Source organism: Marinovum sp. J2-8 (assembly GCF_055808435.1).
Genome location: NZ_JBVVRZ010000006.1, coordinates 179110 through 198129, shown reverse-complemented (window position 1 = coordinate 198129; position 19020 = coordinate 179110). Strand labels below are relative to the sequence as shown.

Here is a 19020-nt window from a genome sequence, read left to right as displayed (position 1 = left end):
TCATTGATCGGATACCACATGACTGACCTTATCAAAATGACGGGCATCGGGAAATCCTTTGCCGGGATTGTTGCCTTGCAGGATGCCAGCCTTGCGATCCGCCCAGGCGAGGTCCATGCAATCATCGGCCAGAATGGCGCTGGCAAATCGACCTTGATCAAGATCCTGACCGGCGTCTATCGCCGCGACGCGGGTGATGTGCAGATGAACGGCACGCCGCTGGCGATCACCACCCCGCGCGAAGCCCAGGATGCCGGGATTGCCACGATCTATCAGGAACTTAGCCTTGTTCCGCTGCGCAGTGTGACTGAAAACGTCGTCATGGGATACGAGCCGCGCACGCGGCTGGGTCTGATCGACTGGAAGGCCGCCCATGCGCGCACCCGTGAAATCCTTGCGCGGTTTGGCGTCGACGTGGATGTGACGCGCCAATTGGGCAGCTATTCCACCGCGATCCAGCAGCTTGTCGCCATTGCACGGGCGGTGTCGCTGGATGCCAAGCTGGTGATCATGGACGAAGCCACATCATCGCTGGATGATCAGGAAATCGAAACGCTGTTTTCCGTGGTCAAGGGGCTGAAGGCCTCGGGCGTGGCGGTGCTTTATATCTCGCACTTCCTGAACGAATTGTACCAGATCTGCGACCGGGTCACCATCATGCGGGATGGCCAGACCGTGGCGACCCATGACGTGGCCGAAACCACAAAGCTGGGGCTGGTCTCGGAAATGCTGGGCCGCGATGCCAGCGAAATTCAGGCCGCTGGCCTGACGGCGCTGTCGGGTGGACATGGTGAACCGGGCGAAGTTTTGCTGGAGGCCAAGGGCCTGCGCAGCAAATCCGGTCTGCGCGATGCATCCTTTACCATCCGCAAACGCGAAATCGTCGGTCTTGGCGGGTTGCTGGGATCGGGCCGGACAGAAGCGGCGCGGGCGGTGTTTGGTCTTGATGCGCTGAGCGACGGCCAGGTGCGGCATCATTCCGGCGCGGCGCTGGACACGCCGGCACAGGCGATTGCGCTTGGCATGGGGTTCCTGACCGAGGACCGCAAGGCCGACGGCATCATCCCGCATATGTCAGTGCGCGAAAACATCACCCTTGCGCTGTTGCCGAAGCTCACCCGAATGGGCGCGGTCGACCGCGAGCGCGAGCGCAAACTGGTCGCACATTATATTGAGGCCTTGCAGATCAAGACGTCGGGGATGGAACAGCCGATCCGCGAATTGTCAGGCGGCAATCAGCAAAAGGTGCTTCTGGCCCGGTGGTTGGCGCTGGAGCCCGAGATCCTGATCCTGGACGAACCCACCCGTGGCGTCGATGTCGGCGCGAAATTCGAGATCCAATCCATCATTCGCAAACAGGTCGCCGACGGTTTGGCGGTGCTTCTGATCAGTTCCGAATTCGAAGAGCTTGTCGAAGGCGCTGATCGCATTGTTGTGCTGCAAGATGGCCGCTCGGTCAGTGAATTGCAAAACCCCGGCATTACCGAAGGTGCCTTGATCGGCGCTATCGCGCACCACCATGAAAGGAGCGCCGCGTGACACGAACGCTTACCTTGATGCGGGCGGGGTTTGACCCGACTCGCCACGGCGCCCTCTGTGCGCTGGGGGGCATCTTGCTGTTTAACCTGTTGGTGACTCCGAATTTCCTGCATGCGCAGACATTGTTCGTCAACATCAGCCAGGTTGCGACAATCGCCATTGTGGCGATGGGCATGACGCTGGTGATCTCGACCGGGGGCATCGACCTGAGCGTCGGCGCGATCATGGCCCTGTCCGGTGCGCTGGCACCGCTGATTTTCCTGTCAGAATTCGCAGCCGCAAATCCGACATTGGGGCTGGTGGCCTCGATCATCGTGCCGATCCTTGTGGCGCTGTGCTGTGGGGTGTTCAACGGTGTGCTGGTCAGCTATCTGAACGTGCAACCCATTGTTGCGACGCTGATTTTCTTCATCTCCGGGCGCGGTTTGGCGCAGGTGATGACCAACGGCAATCTGCAAACCTTTACCAATCCTTCCTTCAGCTATCTGGGCACGGGCAAGGTTCTGGGCCTGCCGTTTCAGGGCTGGCTGGTGCTTTTGATCGCGGTGGTCCTCTATTGGATGGTGACACGGTCGGTCTTCGGGCGGCAATTGCTGGCCGTGGGCGGCAATGAACGCGCCGCGCGGCTGTCGGGCATTCCGGTCCACCGGGTCAAAATCGGCGCCTATGTCATCTGTGCCGGGCTTTCGGGTCTTGCGGGATTGATTGTCGTGGCGATCAACTCGGCTTCTGATGCCGCGCGCATCGGCAACCTGATGGAGCTTGACGCCATCGCCGCCGCCGTGGTGGGCGGTACGCTGTTGCAGGGCGGGCGCGCCCCGATCTTTGGCGCCGTGCTGGGCGCGGTGATCATTCAGCTGGTGAAATACACATTGCTGGCCAACGGCATCGCCGACGAAGTCGCGCTGATCGCCAAGGCCGGTATCATCATCGCCGCTGTATACCTACAGCAAGCGCGCAAGGAGTAGACCATGCTGGACACAAACGCATTTGACCTGCGCCGGTTTCTTCAGGCCTGGCGGGCATTCCTTCGGGGTCTGGGTGGTTCTGGTTGCAATGATCCTGTTTGGATTGCTGCGCTACGAAAACTTCGGCGGGGCCTATAATATCTCTTCTTTCCTCAACTATAATGCGATGTTCATCGTCATTTCCGTTGGCATGTGCTTTGTCATCCTGACCGGGGGCATTGACCTTTCGGTTGGCTCGGTTGCGGCCTTTACCTCTGTGGTGGCGGCCTATCTGTCGCCCTATGGCATTCAGGTTGCGCTGCCGGGGGCGGTCATGGCGGGGCTGGCCATTGGCGGGCTGAACGCGGTTTTTGTCGTCCTGATGCGGATACCGCCGTTTATCGCGACACTTGCCACCATGTTGGGGGCCAAGGGCGGGGCGCTGGTCATTTCCGGGGCCCAGACCATTTCCATCGACTGGGAGTTAAACTTTACCAAGCTGGGCATGGAAAAGGCATTCAACCTCTTGCCCTGGACCATTGTCATCACCGCTGTGGTGGTTGTCGGCCTCTGGATCGTGCTGGAGCGTACATCGCTTGGCCGCACCGTGCTGGCCATTGGCGGCGGCGAAGATGCGTCGACCATGATGGGTTTGAACGTCAATCGCGCCAAGATCTTTGTCTATGTCCTCAGCGGCGGCTGCGGCGGGATGGCCGGGGTGTTTCTGGCCTCTGGGTTTGGCGCGGGCCAACCGCTTGAGGGCGTGGGATGGGAACTTTCGGCCATTGCCTCGGTTGTGGTGGGCGGCACGCTTTTGACCGGCGGCATGGGGTCCGTCGGGGCAACGGTTGCCGGGGCGCTGCTTCTGGGACTGGTGTTCAACATCCTCAATTTCGAAAATGGCCGGGGCGTCATCAGCCTCAGCGCCTATTGGCAGATGGTGATCAGAGGTGGATTCCTCTTTGTCGTGATCCTGCTACAAAGCCACCTGGCCAGACGTTCCAAGGGAGCCACCCAATGACCAAGATCACATCCGTCGAAGCACGCCTGTTCAACGTGCCACTTGCCGAAGTTCTGAGCGATGCCAAACACGGGGATCACACGCACTTCGAACTGATCACCGCCACCGTCACGCTGGAGGACGGCAGTCACGGCACCGGCTACAGCTATACCGGCGGGCGCGGCGGCCATGCGATTGTGGCCATGATCACCCATGATCTCGCGCCGTTCCTGGTGGGGCGCGATGCCGAGGATGTCGAGGCGCTTTATGAAGCGATGCAATGGCATATGCATTATGTTGCGCGCGGCGGTGTGGCGTCTTTTGCGATTTCGGCGGTGGATATCGGGCTGTGGGATCTGCGCGGCAAGCGCACGGGCCAACCGCTGTGGAAAATGGCCGTTGCGGCACCGACAATCGCTGTCGCGCTTATGCCTGCGGGATCGACCTGAACTTTCCGCTGCCCAAACTTCTGGACAGTGTGCGCGGCTATCTTGCGCGCGGCTTCAACGGGGTAAAGATCAAGATCGGCCAGCCCGATCTGGCCGATGATGTCGCCCGGATCAAGGCAGTGCGCGAATTGATCGGGCCCGACGTGGCCTTTATGGTGGATGCCAATTACGCGATGAGCGTCGACCAGGCGATCGCGGCCGCACGTGCCTTTGCGCCTTATGACTTGACTTGGTTCGAAGAGCCGACGATCCCCGATGATTACAAGGGCTTTGGCCGCATTGCCGAGGAAACAGGCATGCCGCTGGCGATGGGGGAAAACCTGCATACGATCCACGAATTCGAATATGCCTTCGACGATGCGCGGCTGGCCTTCATCCAGCCCGACGCCAGCAATTGCGGCGGCATCACCGGTTGGCTTCAGGTCGCCGCGCTGAGCCGCAAGCACAATATGCCGGTCTGTAGCCACGGGATGCAGGAACTGCACGTCAGCCTTGTTTCGGCCCAGCCCAACCCCGGCTGGATCGAGGTCCATTCCTTCCCCATCGACGAATACACCCACCGCCCGCTGGTGGTCGAGGATCACATGGCCGTGGCCCCCGACACACCGGGCACGGGCGTGGAATTCGACTGGGATAAACTGAACGCAGCACATGAGGACTTGAACGGATGAGCACCATCACCGCCGCCTATTATCGCGGCAACAAAACTTTTGAAGTAAAAGAGATCGAAGCGCGGCCCCCTGCGGCTGGCGAGGTTCAGGTGCGGGTTGCCTATTGCGGCATCTGCGGCACCGATCTGCATGCCTATCACGGCAATATGGACGCCCGTGTCGGCTTTGAGCGCATTCTCGGGCATGAGATGTCCGGCGTGATTTCGGCTGTGGGCGATGGCGTCGAGGGCTGGTCCGAAGGCGACGCCATTGTTGTGCGCCCGCTGGACCCCGGCGCGCCCAATCCGGCGACCGAGGCGGGGTATCATCACATCAGCCACAACCTGAAATTCATCGGGCTCGACACCGATGGCGCGTTGCAACAGCTGTGGAATGTGCCGGCCTTCACCCTGCACGCCCTGCCCGACGGGATGCGGCTGGACCATGCGGCGTTGATCGAACCGGTGGCCGTGGCCTGTCACGATGTGCGCATGGCCGGGCTTCAGGCGGGCGAGGATGTTGTCGTCATCGGCGGCGGCCCCATCGGCATTCTGGTTGCCATGGTGGCGCGGGATGCGGGCGGCAAGGTTGTGATCTCCGAGGTCAATCCGCACCGTCTGAAAATCGCAGAGCAGCTGGGCTTTGACACCGTCAACCCGATGGAAACCGACCTGAAGGCCGAGATCGAGGGCCGCACCGGTGGCAAGGGCGCGGAAGTCGTGTTCGAGGTCTCCGGCTCGCAACCCGGTGTCGACGCGATGACCGCCGTCGCGGCCACACGCGGGCGCATCTGCATGGTGGCGATCCATGCGAAAAAGCCGGTTGTCGACATGTTCCAGTTCTTCTGGCGCGAGCTGAAGCTGATCGGCGCGCGGGTCTATGAGCCCGAAGATTACGACAAGGCGATCGAATTGGTGGCCAAGGGCGCGATCGACGCGGATACGGTCATCACCGATGTCAGCCCGCTGGGCGATATTCAAAAGGCCTTCGAGGCGCTGGACGCCAGCCCGACCGCGCTGAAAAGCCTGATCAAGGTCGGAGAAACGGCATGAGCGTGTTGAGCAGCTTTGATCTGAGCGGCAAGACCGCCGTTGTCACCGGTGCCAAGCGCGGCATCGGGCGCGGCATGGCCGAAGCGCTTGCACAGGCTGGCGCCGATATCGTCGGTGTCAGTGCCACGCTCGCCCCCGGTTCCGAGGTCGAACAGGCCGTGACCGCGCTGGGGCGCAAGTTCACCGCCTATCAATGCGATTTCTCGGACCGTGCTGCCGTGATCGCCTTTGCCGCCCAGCTGGAGGCTGACGGCATCGCGCCCGACATCCTTGTGAACAATGCCGGCACCATCAAACGCAAACCGGCGGCGGAACATCCCGACGATTGGTGGGATAAGGTGATCGAGGTCAACCTGTCGGCGCAATTCGTGCTCAGCCGTGAAATCGGCCGTGGCATGGTGGAACGGGGCCGGGGCAAGATCATCTTTACCGCCTCGCTGCTGACCTTCCAGGGCGGCATCACGGTGCCGGGCTATGCGGCGTCCAAAGGCGGCATCGGCCAGTTGACCAAGGCGCTGGCCAATGAATGGGCGGGCAAGGGCGTGAACGTCAACGCCATCGCACCCGGCTATATCGCCACCGACAACACCCAGGCGTTGCAGGACGATCCCGACCGGTCGAAATCCATCCTCGAACGTATCCCCGCCGGTCGCTGGGGCACCCCCCAGGACTTCGCAGGCCCGGCCGTGTTCCTTGCATCCCCGGCGTCGGATTATGTCAACGGCGAGATCCTGGTCGTCGATGGCGGCTGGATGGGCCGCTGAGATAACGGGTCGGCAGAAGAGGTTTCTGCCGACCCAACCAAACACCGGTCTACCGGCGGGCGGTCTTAGCCGTGCGCCGGATAGGGGCGTTGCCAATAGCGATCATGAAACGCCCCTTCGGGCGGCGATTTGGCATCCGGCACCATTTTGTCGGCATGGCCGACGGCAAAGCCATCCAACAGGCTTTGGGTCAAAGCCAGATCAAGCCGGGCGGTTATGTCGGGATGGGCGTCCATCACATTGACCTGTTCGCCGGGGTCGGTTTCCAGATCGAACAGGGCCTGAACGCCATTGGCATAGCGCACCAGTTTCCAACGCGCATCGCGCAGCATGAAGCCATTCGAGGTCGCGCCGGCAATCGTGCGATTTGCATCCGGGTCGTCCAGCGGCCGGCCCTGGGCCTGCGGGGCGGGGTCCAGCCCGGCCCAGTCGATAAAGCTGGAGAAAATGTCCAGAAGGGACACCGGCGCGGGTTCCACCCCGGCCCCATGCTCTGGCGCGCGGAAATCGGCAACAATCATCGGCACACGAATAGAGGCTTCGTGAAAGAAGCCTTTGCCCATCAGGCCGAAATCGCCAAGGTAATCGCCGTGATCCGAGGCAAAGACAATGATCGTATTGTCCAGTTTTCCGGTCTCGCGCAGGGTGTCGATCAGCATTGCGACGTCTTCGTCCAGCCGTTCGACCGACACCGCGTAATGATGGCGGATGGCGCGGATTTGGTCGTCGGTGAGCGTGCTGTAATCCAGATCCGCCCAATCGCGTTTGTAGCCCGCCACCAGACCGGGCAGATGCTTTTCGCTTTCTTCGGTGCGCGGCAGCGCCTTTGGCATGGCGGCCGGATCAACCCGCGACAGTTCCTCTGCGGGTGGATCATAGGGGCAATGGGGCCCGGGAAAGCCGACCATCATGGCAAATGGTTGATTGCCCTTGAGCGTGCGCAGATGATCCGCCGCCCGATGGGCCACCCAGCGATCCGGTTGCAGATGATCAGGCAACGGATTGGTGCCGGCGCCCTTGGTTTCGTAATAGCCCGGCATGTCCTTGCCGTGCAGCTTGGCCTTGCCTTCGGACACCAGCGCATGATGATAATCATCGCGCACATGAATATGGCGTTTGTCTTCGCCAATGATGCGGTGTTGGAAACCTTCGGACAGATCCCAGGGATAGAAATGCATCTTGCCAATCGCAGCGGTGTAATACCCCGCAGCCGAGAGGATTTCGGGCCAGGTCTGAATGCCCATGGCGCGGCGGTCGGGGCGCAGCCAGCCCATATTATGCATGATTCCGGTGGAATGGGCGTGTTGCCCGGTCAACATCGAGGCCCGCGCAGGCACACAGATCGGCGACGGCGAAATCGCGGCATCAAACCGGCGGCCATGTGCGGCCAGTGAATTAATCGCCGGGGTGCGCAGAAAATCCGCGCCATAACAGCCAAGAAAATCCGGGCGCAGCTGGTCAGGCAGAAGAAAGAGGATATTGGGCGGAGTTGTCATAATGTGTCCCTATGTGGTTTTGTGGAATGTGTGCGCATCTGAACGGTTCCGGCCAGCAGGATCAGAATGATCCCGACCGCCCCGGCCAGACCGGGGACATACCCCCAGATCGCGGCGTCAAAGGCCAACGACCACAGCACGCTGGAATAGCGAAGCGGCGCAATGCGGCTGAGTTCGGACCGACGCAGGGCCGCAATGATCAACACATTGGCAGCCACGAACCCAATCGCCGCCAATGTCAAAAGCATATAATCAAGGGCGCTGGGCCAGACCCATCCGCCCTCGGACGGCAGCATCGCCGCCACACCCCCCGCCATGGCAAGCGCGATCAGAGCAATACGAAATGTATCGGTTTGCGGCGGCAGCAATCTGGTGGTGATGTCGCGGAAGGCATAGGCCAATGTCGAAACCAGTGCAAGTGTCACCCCCAGCGGTGAAAACGACAGCCCCGGTTGCAGGATCAGCAAGGTGCCGCCACAGGCCAGCGCCAGTGCAATCCAATTGCCGGGGCGCAGGCGCTCTTTCAGCAGGATGCCGGACAGGATCACCGAAATCACCGGCAGGGTCGCGTGGATGCTTGCCAGAAGCGAGAGCGGGATTTCAAAGATCGCCAGCGAAAAGGTCAGCCCCGCCAAGGCATCCAGCATCGCCCGCACCAATCCGCGGCGGCCAATCAACCGGTCTGCGGAAGGGCGGCGCGCGACCACGATCGCCGCGATCAAGCCAAAGGCCAGCAAGGATCGGATGGCGATCGCCTCGCCAGAGGGGATGGGGCCGATGGTCTTTAGCGCAACACCAGAGGCGACGCCGCTGAACAGCGCAACCAGCGCAAAGGATTGGCCGCTGTCCAGCCCCAGCCGGTTTGATTTCAGCTCGGCCAAGGTGACGTTACCTCAACCATATTGCCAGGCCGGGTCGCGAAAGAACGTCCACAGCACGCCGGAAACCCCGCGCCGGGGCGGATGCAGCGGCGTGATCCCCTGCTGTGCCAAATGCGACAGCAGCGGCGCAATGTCGGCGGTGTGCAGGCCGAAATGACCGGGCGCACAGGCGTCCGTGTCGGCCAGAAGTTCGACAAACACCGCGCCCCGCCACATTTGTTGCAGCGTGATCTGGCCGGTGTCATCGCGGCGGGTGAACCCCGGCTGAAACCCGAAAGCGGCATAAAACGCCATGCTGCTTTCGGGATCGGGCGCGGCAATGGCGACATGGTTCAATGTCAGCTCTGGCGCGTCACTCATGCGGCAACCCGCTGCGGCCAGAGACCGCGCGCGGCATGGGTCAACCCCGCGAGGGTGGCATCATCGGCATCAACCTTGTCGAAATCCGTGCCGAAATGGGTCAAGGCGGCCTCGTATCGTTGCGCGAGCACCCCGCTGGCCATCAGCAACACCGGTCCCGTGATGTCCTGGGCCGCGCATTCCGAACCGATCAGGACACCCGACATCAGCGATGCGACGTCCTCGGGGGCGAGCGTGCCGGTCAGCGTGCTGGCGCGTGCGGCGAATACCGCATGTGACAGGGGCTGGGCCGCGCCGCGATCAAGACCGCGCCGAAAGGCCGCCTCGTTGAAGCTGTCGCCGGTTGCCAGCGCACCCACCAGACTGTTGTTCAGCAGGATCTGATACAATTCGCCGGTGACAAAGGTGCGAAATCCGGTCAGCGCGCCCTGCGCCAGATAGGCCCATTTGCTGTGCGTGCCGGGGATGCAGATGGTGGCGCTGTCGCGTCCGGTCAGCGCCGCTGCGCCAAAGATCTGGACCTCTTCGCCGCGCATCACATCGTTGCCGCCGGTGTCATCTTCGGCGGTTGCGCCGGGCAAAATCACGATTTGACGGCCGTTGTCCTCGAAAACTGTGGCTTGCTCGGCGATTTGCGAAAACCGCACCGGACAGGGGGCATAGGCCGCTTCGACCCAGCCCGTGCGCGACCCGACCATGCCCTGCATCAGGACCGGGGCCTTTGGCGCGGCGGCGAACCAATCGGCGCAGTGCCGGGCGAGGACGCTGGAAAACTGTTTATTTTCAACCGTCCTAAGGCCGTCCGGCCCGTTGCGCCCATCGATCACGGCACCGGTTTGATCCATGGCCCAAGCCCGAAAAGACGAGCTGCCCCAATCGACCGCGATGAAAGAGATGTCTGGCATGGTTGGAATCCTTTTTCTGCAAAACGCGTTGACAGGCTACGAATTTCTCATCTATGTTTCAACTATGAAACGTCAGTTGCATATATTGGGAATACACTATGAGTAGATCGCTAAAGGGTGTCTTGCCCATCGTACCGACCCCATTTGACCAAAATGGCCAGACGGACGAGTTGTCTTTGAAACGGGTGGTCACCCATGCAATCGAGGCCGGCGCCTCGGCTCTCGTATTCCCGGGTGTGGCCAGCGAAGATCTTTTCCTGACCACCGATGAACGGCGCAGTTGTCTGGGTCTTGTTGCCCGAATGGCCAAGGATCGCCTGCCGGTGATCGCCGGGGTGAACTCTGCCGATCCCGCCGAAATGGTCGAAATCGCCAAGATGGCGACCGAGGCCGGGGCCGATGGCGTCATGGCGATGGCCGTGCCCGCCATGGGCGAAGAGACCGGCACATGGTTCGCCCGGATCGCCGATGCCCTGGGCGCGGACCGCCCGATCATTCTGCAAAACCTGTTCAAGCCGCGCGGTGCCGACCTCAGCGCCGATGACATGCTGACCCTGGCCGCGGAAATCCCCGCCATCCGCTATGTCAAGGAAGAGGGCATCCCCTCTGGCCCCAAGGTGTCGCAGTTGGTGGCGGGCTGTGGCCCGGATCTGGACGGGGTGATTGGCGGTGGTGGCGCGCGCTATCTGTTGGAAGAACTGGATCGCGGCGCGATTGCCACGATGCCGGCCATCGAATTGCTGGAACTGCATGTCGCCCTGATGCGCGCCTATACGGCCCATGACCGCGCCGAGGCGCTGCGGCTTTATGAGCGTAGCCTGCCGCTGTTGCTGATTCAGGCGCCGTACCGGATGCGGTTGACCAAGCTGATCCTGAAAAATCGCGGCTTGATTGACTGTGACGACGTGCGCGAACTTCTGCCCGAGATGGACAAGGAATTGCAGGAGCTGGCGCTGGAACTTTATGAACGCGCCGCCATGACACCGGAGCTGGCAGATGCATAAGCGTATTGAAAAGATTGATGTCTTTGCCTTCGAGCGAAAACGCGGCACCGCCTATCTTGGCGATCTGGGGGACGGTGAATTTGCGCTTGGCACACATCATATCGTGCGCCGGTTCAACGGCACGGTCTATCCGCGGATGGACCGGTCGGTTGTGGTGCGGCTGACCGACAGCGACGGCGCTGTCGGCTGGGGTGAAACCTATGGTCTGGTTGCGCCGGGGATTGTCGCGGCTTTGGTCGAGGATCTTTTGGGGCCATACCTCAAAATGCTCGACCCGATGCGCCCCGATGAAACCTGGGACAAGCTTTATGAATTGCAGCGCGTGCGTGGTTATTGGGGTGGCTATCTGGCCGATACCCTGGCGGCATTGGATATTGCGCTGTGGGATTTGTATTCCCGCAGTGGCGGCGACAGCATTCAGAGCGCCCTGGGCAAGGGTGGTGCGGGCCATATTCCGGCCTATGTCTCCGGTCTTCCGGAACCGACAAAGGAAACCCGGCTGGCACTGGCGCAAAGCTGGCAGGCCAAGGGTTTTGACATGGTCAAAATCCCGGTCAGCCATAGTGACGCGGGGGATGTGCGCGGTGAATTCGAAAGCCTGCGCAATGGTTTGGGGGATGCCCAGAAAATCGCGGTAGATGTGCATTGGACCTGTTCCGCCGACGAAGCGATTGCCCTGGCAAACGAGATTGCGCCTTTTGATCCCTGGTTCCTTGAGGCCCCGGTCGCCCCGGAAGACATCGCCGCCCAAGGCAAGGTGGGGCAGGGGATTTCCTGTCCGCTGGCACTTGGCGAGGAATGGCGCACGGAATGGGATGTGATTGCCCGCGAAGGTGTGGCCGCGATTGTGCAACCCGAAATGGGCCACACCGGCATCACCCAGTTCATGCGTATCGCCAAACACGCCCGCAAATCCGGCGCGCAGGTGATCCCGCATGCCACGATCGGCATGGGCATCTTCATGTCTGCCAGCCTGCGGGCGGGGCTTGCCGTCGGGGCCGAGGCACATGAATTCCAGCACACCATTTATGGCCCCAACGCCGCATTGCTGGACGGTGCGGCCCCCGTCGAAAACGGCCAGTTCATGATCCCGGACACGGCCGGTCATGGCGTCACGCCAAACCAGGACGGCATGGCGCATCTTAAACCGCTTCTTACGATCTAACACTTATCAGAACGACAACTTGGAGGAGAAAGTCATGAAAACCCTAAGGAAAACCGCAATCAGCGCCCTGCTGGCCGCCAGCACAATGCTGACCGCGCTGCCCGCATCCGCAGAAACGCTGACCTTTGTCAGCTGGATGAAGGACGAGCCGGGCTATGGCGATTGGTGGAATGAAATCATCGCCGAATTCGAAGCCACGCACGAAGGTGTCGACATCAACATGAGTCGGGTGTCGCGCGACGAATATGCCAACACCATGTTCACCATGTTTGCCGGCGGCAACCCGCCCGACATCGTGCATCTGGCGGCGTTTGAATTCCAACCCTTCGCCAATGAGGGCTGGATGGAGCCGCTGGGCCCGTGGATCGAAAAGGCCGGCATGGACATGACCGACTGGGCCGGGCAATCGACCTGTGAATGGGACGGCGAAACCGTCTGTGTCATGCTGCTCTATACCGGGTTTGTGCTTGCCTATAACGAGAAGCTGTTTGAAGAGGCCGGGCTGGATATTCCCACCGATTGGGAAAGCTATCTGGATGCGGCGCGCAAGCTGAAAAAAGACACCGATGGCGATGGCATCAACGACCAGCTGGGGATTGCTCTGCCGTTTGTGGGTGATGCCAGCGTGATGCAAGAGGCGCTGAACTATGTGCTGGATGCCGGTGGCAGCTGGACACTTGACGGCGAACCGGCGTTTGACCGCCCCGAAGTGATCGAAGGTCTGCGCCGCTGGAAGCAGCTGTTTGACGAAGGTCTGACACCAAAAGAGCTGACATCGGCCGATGTGCGCCAGTTCCTGCTTGAGGGGCGTCTGGGCATGACCGTCGATGGCGGCTGGATCAACAACACCTTCCGCAGTGCCGCGCCAGAAGTGCAGCAGCACCTGAAAATCGCCAAATCGCCGTTTACGCCGCCGCTGGGGGGCACGTCCAATGTGCTTGGCATGCCGTCGGATATTTCGGACGAAAAGAAACAGTTGGTCTGGGATTTCATCGAGCTGACAGCATCGCAGAAATATCAGCAACGCTTTGCCGAATGGGGCAAGACACCTGCGCCGCGTCCGGGCCTGGATTACACCCAGTTGAAGGCTGACAACCCATCGTTCGAAGTTCTGGCCGCTGCTGCCGCAGATGCCGCTGCGGCCAATGTTGATCGTCTTCCCAAAGGCTTGGAGCTGGAAAACAATGAAGTTGTGAAAATCTTCTTTAATGTGGCCCAACAAATGATGATCAAGGATCTTTCGCCCGAAGAAGCCGCGAAAATCCTGCAAGAAGAAGTCACCCGGATCAAAGGCTGATCCGAGCGTCTGATCGGCCGGTATCCTGTGCCTCCCCGGGATGCCGGCCACATAAGGACCATGAATACATGAGCGACACCAGCACACAGCGGCAGGGCAGATCACTGGCCGGGTTGATCCCGTCGATTGATTTCAGCGCCCCGCGTCACCGGGCCAAGTTTGGCTATCTGTTACTTGCCCCCGCCGTCCTTTTGATGGCCGGAATTATTGTCTATCCGATCCTTTTGTCGGTGAATATCAGCCTTCAGGACGTGCGCATTGCCCGCGTCGGGGCCACTGGCGAACCCTGGACGTTAAAGAATTACGCCTGGCTGTTTGGATCGTCTGAATTCTGGCACGCCATTTGGGTGACCTTCAAACTGGTTGCTGTTGTGGGCGGATTGTCCGTTGTGATCGGTTTTGCCACTGCGATGCTGGTCAATCAGAAATTCCGTGGCCGCACCGCCGTGCGCCTGTTCGTGGCGCTGCCCTGGGCGGTGCCAGAGGTCGTGGCGACGGTGATCTGGGCCTGGATGCTGGACAGTTCGTTTGGTGTCGTGAACTGGAGCCTGTTGAAGCTGGGTTTTGTGGCCGAGCCGATTCAATTTGCCTCGAACCCCGGTGCGGCCTTTGCCGCCGTGTGTTTCGTCATGATCTGGAAGGGTTATCCCCTGATGTCGATCATGTTGCTTGCAGGGCTGCAATCCATCCCGGAAGAACAGATTCAGGCCGCCAAGGTGGACGGCGCAGGCCCATGGCAGCGGTTTTTCTATATCACCATGCCCAACATGTTGCCGGTGGTTGGTGTGACGCTGGTGATGACAACGCTTTGGGTGTTCCGCGATTTCGCCATCATCCACGTGCTGACCCAGGGTGGGCCAATTGGCGCGACAACCACGCTGTCGATCCTGACGTTCGAACAATCGTTTGAATTCTTCCGCATGGGACAGGGCGCAACCGTCGGTGTGATCACCATGATATTCTGTGCCATCATCAGCCGCGCGCTGGTGGGCCGCATGGCCAAATCGGTTCACTGAGGAGAGCGAGACTATGGAAAAAAGATCCCCCCTCGCCACATTCGGCCTATATGCTGCGGCGATATCGGCCTGTGCGATCCTGTTGTTCCCGATCTACTGGATGATCGTCACGGCGCTGCAACCCGCCACCAACCTGCGGTCCTATCCGCCGCAATTCTGGCCCGCGGCGCCGCAGTGGAATGTGTTTGGCGATATTCTGGCAAAACATCCCTATGCGATGTGGTTCATGAATTCGATCCTGATCGCGCTGGCGACCATGATCATGTCGCTGGCGGTGTCGATCCTTGCCGCTTATGCGCTGTCGCGCTTTCGGCTGAAGGGTGGCACCGGATTGGGCCTGTTCATCCTGACCTCGAAAATGCTGCCTGCGACGCTGATGATCATTCCGCTGTTTGCGATCTTCAAATCGGTCGGCCTGGTGGGGTCGCTCTGGTCGGTGGTGATTGCCCAGGCGACATTGATCGTGCCGTTCTGTACCTGGATGCTGAAGGGATATTTCGACACCATCCCGCCAGAGCTGGAACAGGCCGCATTGGTGGATGGCTGTTCGCCGCTTGGCACGATCTTTCGTATCGTGCTGCCGGTGGCGGCACCGGGGCTTGCGGCAACTGCGCTTTATGCCTTTGTGGTCAGCTGGTCTGACTTCCTGTTCGGGCGCACCTTCCTGACGACAAATGATGAAAACTGGACGTTGCAGATGGGCATTGCCTCGCTCAAGGGCGAATTTGTGACCGAATGGAATGTGATCATGGCCGGCTCGCTTATGGCCTCTGTGCCGATCATCATCGTCTACCTTTTCCTTGAACGGTTTCTCGTCGGTGGTCTCGCCGCCGGATCCGAGAAGTAACGGAGCAAAACCATGGCAACCGTCGAATTTGAACATATCAAAAAGAACTATGGTGGCGTCGAGGCCATCAGCGATTTCAACCTGCATATCGAGGATGGTGAATTCTGTGTCTTTGTCGGGCCGTCGGGCTGTGGCAAATCCACTGCGCTGAAGATGCTGGCGGGGCTGGAGGCCACATCGGGCGGCACAATCCAGATCGGCGGCCGCGATGTCACCGAACTTGGCCCCGGCAAACGCGACATCGCAATGGTGTTTCAGAACTATGCGCTCTATCCGCATATGTCGGTGCGCAAGAATATCGGCTTTGGTCTGAAAATGGCCGGAATGCCCGCCGACGCCATCAATTCCCGCGTGGAAGAGGCCGCGCGGGTGCTGGAGCTGACGCCCTATCTGGACCGCAAGCCCCGCGCCCTGTCGGGCGGTCAACGTCAGCGGGTGGCGCTGGGACGGGCCATTGTGCGCGAGCCCAAGGCATTCCTGATGGATGAACCCTTGTCCAATCTGGATGCGAAACTGCGGGTGCAGACGCGGTCGGAAATCGTCAAGCTGCAAAAACGTCTTGGGGTGACCACGATCTATGTCACCCACGACCAGACCGAAGCCCTGACCATGGCGGATAAAATCGTGGTGATGCGCGGCGGGCTGATCCAGCAAATCGGCAGCGCCGAAGACCTGTTCCACTCTCCAAAGAATATCTTTGTGGCGGGCTTTATCGGCTCGCCCGGCATGAACTTTTTCCATGGTCGGGTCGAAACCGGCGCGCGCGGTCCCGTCACCCGCTTTGGCGGCCAGGAGATTGCCCTGCCGGATCACTGTGCCTCGGTTGTGGGGCGCGATATGGTGTTCGGAATTCGCCCCGAACATATCCGCGTCGGTGACAGCGGCCCGCATGTCGGTCTGTCGCTGGTGGAAAATCTTGGCACGGAAAAGATCCTGCATTTCCACACACCGGGGGAAAATGTGCTGGAACTGGATCGCACTGTCATGGCCAATGACGAGGAACGCGATGCCCAGACCATGCTGATCCGGGTGATCGACGATCATCGCTACAACGACGGTGATACGCTCAGCCTCGCTTTTCCGGTGGATAAAATTCATGTATTCCACCCGGATACACATGAAGTCGCAAGGTAGGGCAATTGGACAGGTTCGATAAAATAGCCGAAAGATTTCCAGGGGCCGGCACCTTGGTCAAAGGATTGCAGATCCTGGAAATCCTCGATCACATCGGACGGCCCGGCACCTCGGCAGAATTGCTGTCGGCGTCGGGTCTGCCCAAGGCGACATTCTATCGTTTGCTTGGGGCGCTGATCGAATTTGGCTATGTGCGCCATGATACGCGGTTGAAAACCTATGCGCTGGGTCATCGGTTGATCGAACTGGCGGGCAAATCCATGGCGTCTTTTGACCTGCGCACCGCGGCCGAGGCCGAGGTGCTGCGCCTGTCCCAGGAATTGAACGAAACCGTCAGCCTGACCGTGATGGAGGGCGACCGCATCATCTATGTCGATGTGCGCCGCCCGTCCAACCCGCTGGCCATTGGCGTCGAAATCGGCCGTGAATTGTCAGCACTGGAAAGCGCGTCGGGCCATGCCATCCTGTCGGCGATGCCACCGCATCAGGTCAACAGCATCATCGGGCGGCTGCCGTCGGACGATCAATCCGTCTTGCTGGCCGATTTCGCCATCAGCCGGTCGCGGGGATATTCGCTGGCCAATTCTCGCAGTCTGGAGGGCGTTGTTGTCATCGCCGTGCCGGTCAGCGGACCACCGGGCATGGGCCATGGCGCGATTGTTGTCACCGCGCTGGCCAGCCGCCTGCCTTATGAACGCCGCCACGTGATCGGTCGCGACCTTATGGAGGCCGCGCGCCGGGTCATGGGCAATATCGGAAGCGCCCCTGTGAGCATTACGCCAAATCCGCGCCGTACAGCGCATGTCGAAGAAGGGCTTGAATGCCTGTCCGCCGCCGGGGCCATCGTTGGCGAAGGCCCGGTTTGGGACGCACGCGAAGGCGTGTTGCATTGGGTCGATGTCGCGGCGCCGGCCTTTCACACTTATGATCCCAAACGTGGCGAAGACCGCATGTTGCAAGCGCCCTATCTGGTCAGCGCCGTGCTGCCGGGGCCGGGCAATGGCATGGTCGCCGTCACCCAGAACGGATTGGAACATTACGATCCGGTCACGGCCAAGCTGGACACGATCTATAACCCCGAGGCCCATATGCCTTCGAACCGGTTCAACGACGCCAAGACCGACCCCAAGGGCCGGGTCTGGGCCGGCTCGATGAGCCTTGATGCCTCGATGCCGTCGGGGTCGCTGTATCGGTTTGATACCGTCAACGCGGCCAAGGCGGTGGACGGCGGGTTCCAGGTGTCCAACGGTCTGGACTGGAGCCCGGATGGGCGCACGTTTTATTTCACCGATACGGCGCTTGGGATCATCTTTGCCTATGATTTCGACGTCGAAACTGGCGCGCTGTCCAATCGCCGCAGTTTCCTGTCGCTGGAGCCGTCCGACGGCAAGCCCGACGGGCTTTGTGTCGACAGCGACGGCAATCTCTGGGTTGCGATCTGGGATGGTTGGCGTGTGGCCTGTTACGGGGCTGACGGCAGGTTGAAACGCGAAATCGACATGCCGGTGCCGCGCCCGACAAGCTGTTGTTTTGGCGGCCCGGATTTGAAGCGGCTGTTTATCACCAGCGCCTCGATCCGTTTGCCGGCCAGTGTGCTGGAAGAGGCGCCGCTGTCGGGGGCCCTGTTTGCCATTGATGTAGATGTCGCCGGGCAACCGGTGTCCGAGGTTGTATTATGAGCGTGACATATTCTGAATTTTCCGGTCGCCATGTGATGGTCACCGGCGCGGCCTCGGGTATTGGTCGCGCGACGGCGCTGGCATTTGCCGCGCAGGGCGCACAGGTGACTGCGGTCGATCTGAATGCAGATGGGCTGGCGGATACGGCGGCCTTGGCCCATGGCATCGCACCGCAGGTCTGTGACCTTGCGGATGGCGCGGCGATGAAGGCGATGCACACCGAAGCGGTCTTGGCGCGGGGGCCGGTCACGGTTCTGGTCAACAATGCGGGCGTTGATCGGCGCATCCCCTTTGATCAGCTGACAGCCGAGGATTGGCGCTGGATGATGGCGGTCAATCTGGATCATCATGCGCTTTTGTCCGGGCTGGTCGCCCCGGATATGGCCCAGGCCGGGGGCGGTGCAATCGTCAACCTGTCCTCAACCGCCTGGATGAAGCTGGCGGGGAATCTGACGGCCTATCACGCGGCAAAATCGGGGATTGTCGGTCTGACACGGGGATTGGCGCGGGATCTGGGGCCGCAGGGCATTCGCGCCAATGCCATCGCGCCGGGGCGTGTGGTGACCGAACGTGTGGCCGGTCAGGTCGGTGCGGATTGGGTGGCGGAAACCCATGCGTTGCAATGTATTCCCGATCTGATCCGGCCCGAAGATATTGCGGATTGCGCCCTTTGGCTGGCCTCGGATGCGGCGCGTATGGTCACCGGGCAATGTATCGTTGTCGATGGTGGCGTGGTCTAGGATACCGGCACGGGCGCGTTGATGTATTGAGATAATGATAATATCAATGTATGGATAATGCGCGCTTGGCGCGCTCTTATTTCGATACACAGGCG

Annotated in this window: 19 protein-coding genes; 15 read left to right on the top strand and 4 right to left on the bottom strand. The window is 60.6% G+C overall.

Going from position 1 to position 19020, the window contains the following annotated elements; genetic code table 11:
- Window positions 1-18: 18 nt before the first annotated feature.
- The 7 genes from AC0L4F_RS17915 (at window position 19) to AC0L4F_RS17885 (ending at window position 6401) form a co-directional block, all read left to right on the top strand.
- Window positions 19-1539 carry a sugar ABC transporter ATP-binding protein gene (locus AC0L4F_RS17915; protein WP_244690757.1) on the top strand — a complete coding sequence of 507 codons (1521 nt, stop codon included), beginning with the start codon at window positions 19-21 and terminating at the stop codon, window positions 1537-1539.
- Window positions 1536-2507: an ABC transporter permease gene (locus tag AC0L4F_RS17910; protein WP_244690755.1), complete on the top strand. Its 972-nt coding sequence runs from the start codon at window positions 1536-1538 to the stop codon at window positions 2505-2507. The genes AC0L4F_RS17915 and AC0L4F_RS17910 overlap by 4 nt, the downstream gene beginning before the upstream one ends.
- Window positions 2508-2580: 73 nt before the next feature.
- Complete coding sequence (locus AC0L4F_RS17905; RefSeq protein ID WP_244690753.1) at window positions 2581-3507, top strand: ABC transporter permease; 927 nt, start codon at window positions 2581-2583, stop codon at window positions 3505-3507.
- Window positions 3504-3935, top strand: coding sequence for an enolase-like domain-containing protein (locus tag AC0L4F_RS17900; RefSeq protein WP_280520654.1), 432 nt, complete (start codon window positions 3504-3506; stop codon window positions 3933-3935). Before AC0L4F_RS17905 ends, AC0L4F_RS17900 begins: the two co-directional genes overlap by 4 nt.
- Window positions 3872-4606, top strand: a complete 735-nt coding sequence (locus tag AC0L4F_RS17895; RefSeq protein WP_348524123.1) for a mandelate racemase/muconate lactonizing enzyme family protein — start codon at window positions 3872-3874, stop codon at window positions 4604-4606. Before AC0L4F_RS17900 ends, AC0L4F_RS17895 begins: the two co-directional genes overlap by 64 nt.
- Window positions 4603-5637 (top strand): zinc-dependent alcohol dehydrogenase, encoded by a 1035-nt coding sequence (locus AC0L4F_RS17890; protein WP_244690751.1) that lies wholly within the window; start codon window positions 4603-4605, stop codon window positions 5635-5637. The genes AC0L4F_RS17895 and AC0L4F_RS17890 overlap by 4 nt, the downstream gene beginning before the upstream one ends.
- A gap of 2 nt (window positions 5638-5639) precedes the next feature.
- The gene (locus AC0L4F_RS17885) at window positions 5640-6401 is read left to right on the top strand and encodes an SDR family oxidoreductase (RefSeq protein ID WP_244690884.1); all 762 of its coding nucleotides are present in this window, start codon (window positions 5640-5642) and stop codon (window positions 6399-6401) included.
- Between the two features lie 65 nt (window positions 6402-6466).
- Here the strand turns inward: AC0L4F_RS17885 and AC0L4F_RS17880 are convergent, their stop codons facing one another.
- From AC0L4F_RS17880 to AC0L4F_RS17865, 4 genes are read right to left on the bottom strand one after another with little or no spacing between them, the layout of a single operon-like run.
- Window positions 6467-7897 (bottom strand): sulfatase family protein, encoded by a 1431-nt coding sequence (locus AC0L4F_RS17880; RefSeq protein WP_244690749.1) that lies wholly within the window; start codon window positions 7895-7897, stop codon window positions 6467-6469.
- Window positions 7894-8778 carry a DMT family transporter gene (locus AC0L4F_RS17875; RefSeq protein ID WP_244690747.1) on the bottom strand — a complete coding sequence of 295 codons (885 nt, stop codon included), beginning with the start codon at window positions 8776-8778 and terminating at the stop codon, window positions 7894-7896. The genes AC0L4F_RS17880 and AC0L4F_RS17875 overlap by 4 nt, the downstream gene beginning before the upstream one ends.
- A gap of 12 nt (window positions 8779-8790) precedes the next feature.
- On the bottom strand, window positions 8791-9138 hold the full coding sequence (locus AC0L4F_RS17870) for a VOC family protein (protein WP_244690745.1): 348 nt from the start codon (window positions 9136-9138) through the stop codon (window positions 8791-8793).
- The gene (locus AC0L4F_RS17865; protein ID WP_244690743.1) at window positions 9135-10043 is read right to left on the bottom strand and encodes a 2-dehydro-3-deoxygalactonokinase; all 909 of its coding nucleotides are present in this window, start codon (window positions 10041-10043) and stop codon (window positions 9135-9137) included. Before AC0L4F_RS17865 ends, AC0L4F_RS17870 begins: the two co-directional genes overlap by 4 nt.
- A gap of 98 nt (window positions 10044-10141) precedes the next feature.
- Between AC0L4F_RS17865 and AC0L4F_RS17860 the strand changes: the two genes are divergently transcribed.
- From AC0L4F_RS17860 to AC0L4F_RS17825, 8 genes are all read left to right on the top strand, one after another.
- On the top strand, window positions 10142-11047 hold the full coding sequence (locus AC0L4F_RS17860) for a dihydrodipicolinate synthase family protein (protein ID WP_244690741.1): 906 nt from the start codon (window positions 10142-10144) through the stop codon (window positions 11045-11047).
- Window positions 11040-12212, top strand: coding sequence for a mandelate racemase/muconate lactonizing enzyme family protein (locus AC0L4F_RS17855; protein WP_244690739.1), 1173 nt, complete (start codon window positions 11040-11042; stop codon window positions 12210-12212). The genes AC0L4F_RS17860 and AC0L4F_RS17855 overlap by 8 nt, the downstream gene beginning before the upstream one ends.
- A 34-nt stretch (window positions 12213-12246) precedes the next feature.
- Window positions 12247-13509, top strand: a complete 1263-nt coding sequence (locus AC0L4F_RS17850; protein ID WP_244690737.1) for an ABC transporter substrate-binding protein — start codon at window positions 12247-12249, stop codon at window positions 13507-13509.
- 68 nt (window positions 13510-13577) lie between these two features.
- A complete protein-coding gene (locus tag AC0L4F_RS17845; protein ID WP_244690735.1) occupies window positions 13578-14525 on the top strand; it encodes a carbohydrate ABC transporter permease in 948 nt (315 codons plus the stop codon).
- A gap of 13 nt (window positions 14526-14538) precedes the next feature.
- The gene (locus AC0L4F_RS17840) at window positions 14539-15372 is read left to right on the top strand and encodes a carbohydrate ABC transporter permease (RefSeq protein WP_244690733.1); all 834 of its coding nucleotides are present in this window, start codon (window positions 14539-14541) and stop codon (window positions 15370-15372) included.
- 12 nt (window positions 15373-15384) lie between these two features.
- Window positions 15385-16506, top strand: a complete 1122-nt coding sequence (locus tag AC0L4F_RS17835; protein WP_244690731.1) for an ABC transporter ATP-binding protein — start codon at window positions 15385-15387, stop codon at window positions 16504-16506.
- Window positions 16507-16559: 53 nt separating this feature from the next.
- Window positions 16560-18185 (top strand): SMP-30/gluconolactonase/LRE family protein, encoded by a 1626-nt coding sequence (locus tag AC0L4F_RS17830; RefSeq protein WP_244690729.1) that lies wholly within the window; start codon window positions 16560-16562, stop codon window positions 18183-18185.
- Window positions 18182-18925 carry an SDR family NAD(P)-dependent oxidoreductase gene (locus AC0L4F_RS17825; RefSeq protein ID WP_244690727.1) on the top strand — a complete coding sequence of 248 codons (744 nt, stop codon included), beginning with the start codon at window positions 18182-18184 and terminating at the stop codon, window positions 18923-18925. The genes AC0L4F_RS17830 and AC0L4F_RS17825 overlap by 4 nt, the downstream gene beginning before the upstream one ends.
- Window positions 18926-19020: the final 95 nt, after the last annotated feature.

Bases quoted from the DNA above. Each gene is read 5' to 3' on its own strand.
- AC0L4F_RS17915 (WP_244690757.1), top strand. From the start codon at position 19: ATGACTGACCTTATCAAAATGACGGGCATCGGGAAATCCTTTGCCGGG.
- AC0L4F_RS17900 (WP_280520654.1), top strand. From the start codon at position 3,504: ATGACCAAGATCACATCCGTCGAAGCACGCCTGTTCAACGTGCCACTT.
- AC0L4F_RS17855 (WP_244690739.1), top strand. From the start codon at position 11,040: ATGCATAAGCGTATTGAAAAGATTGATGTCTTTGCCTTCGAGCGAAAA.
- AC0L4F_RS17845 (WP_244690735.1), top strand. From the start codon at position 13,578: ATGAGCGACACCAGCACACAGCGGCAGGGCAGATCACTGGCCGGGTTG.
- AC0L4F_RS17840 (WP_244690733.1), top strand. From the start codon at position 14,539: ATGGAAAAAAGATCCCCCCTCGCCACATTCGGCCTATATGCTGCGGCG.
- AC0L4F_RS17860 (WP_244690741.1), top strand. From the start codon at position 10,142: ATGAGTAGATCGCTAAAGGGTGTCTTGCCCATCGTACCGACCCCATTT.
- AC0L4F_RS17890 (WP_244690751.1), top strand. From the start codon at position 4,603: ATGAGCACCATCACCGCCGCCTATTATCGCGGCAACAAAACTTTTGAA.
- AC0L4F_RS17880 (WP_244690749.1), bottom strand. From the start codon at position 7,897: ATGACAACTCCGCCCAATATCCTCTTTCTTCTGCCTGACCAGCTGCGC.
- AC0L4F_RS17825 (WP_244690727.1), top strand. From the start codon at position 18,182: ATGAGCGTGACATATTCTGAATTTTCCGGTCGCCATGTGATGGTCACC.
- AC0L4F_RS17865 (WP_244690743.1), bottom strand. From the start codon at position 10,043: ATGCCAGACATCTCTTTCATCGCGGTCGATTGGGGCAGCTCGTCTTTT.
- AC0L4F_RS17850 (WP_244690737.1), top strand. From the start codon at position 12,247: ATGAAAACCCTAAGGAAAACCGCAATCAGCGCCCTGCTGGCCGCCAGC.
- AC0L4F_RS17870 (WP_244690745.1), bottom strand. From the start codon at position 9,138: ATGAGTGACGCGCCAGAGCTGACATTGAACCATGTCGCCATTGCCGCG.
- AC0L4F_RS17835 (WP_244690731.1), top strand. From the start codon at position 15,385: ATGGCAACCGTCGAATTTGAACATATCAAAAAGAACTATGGTGGCGTC.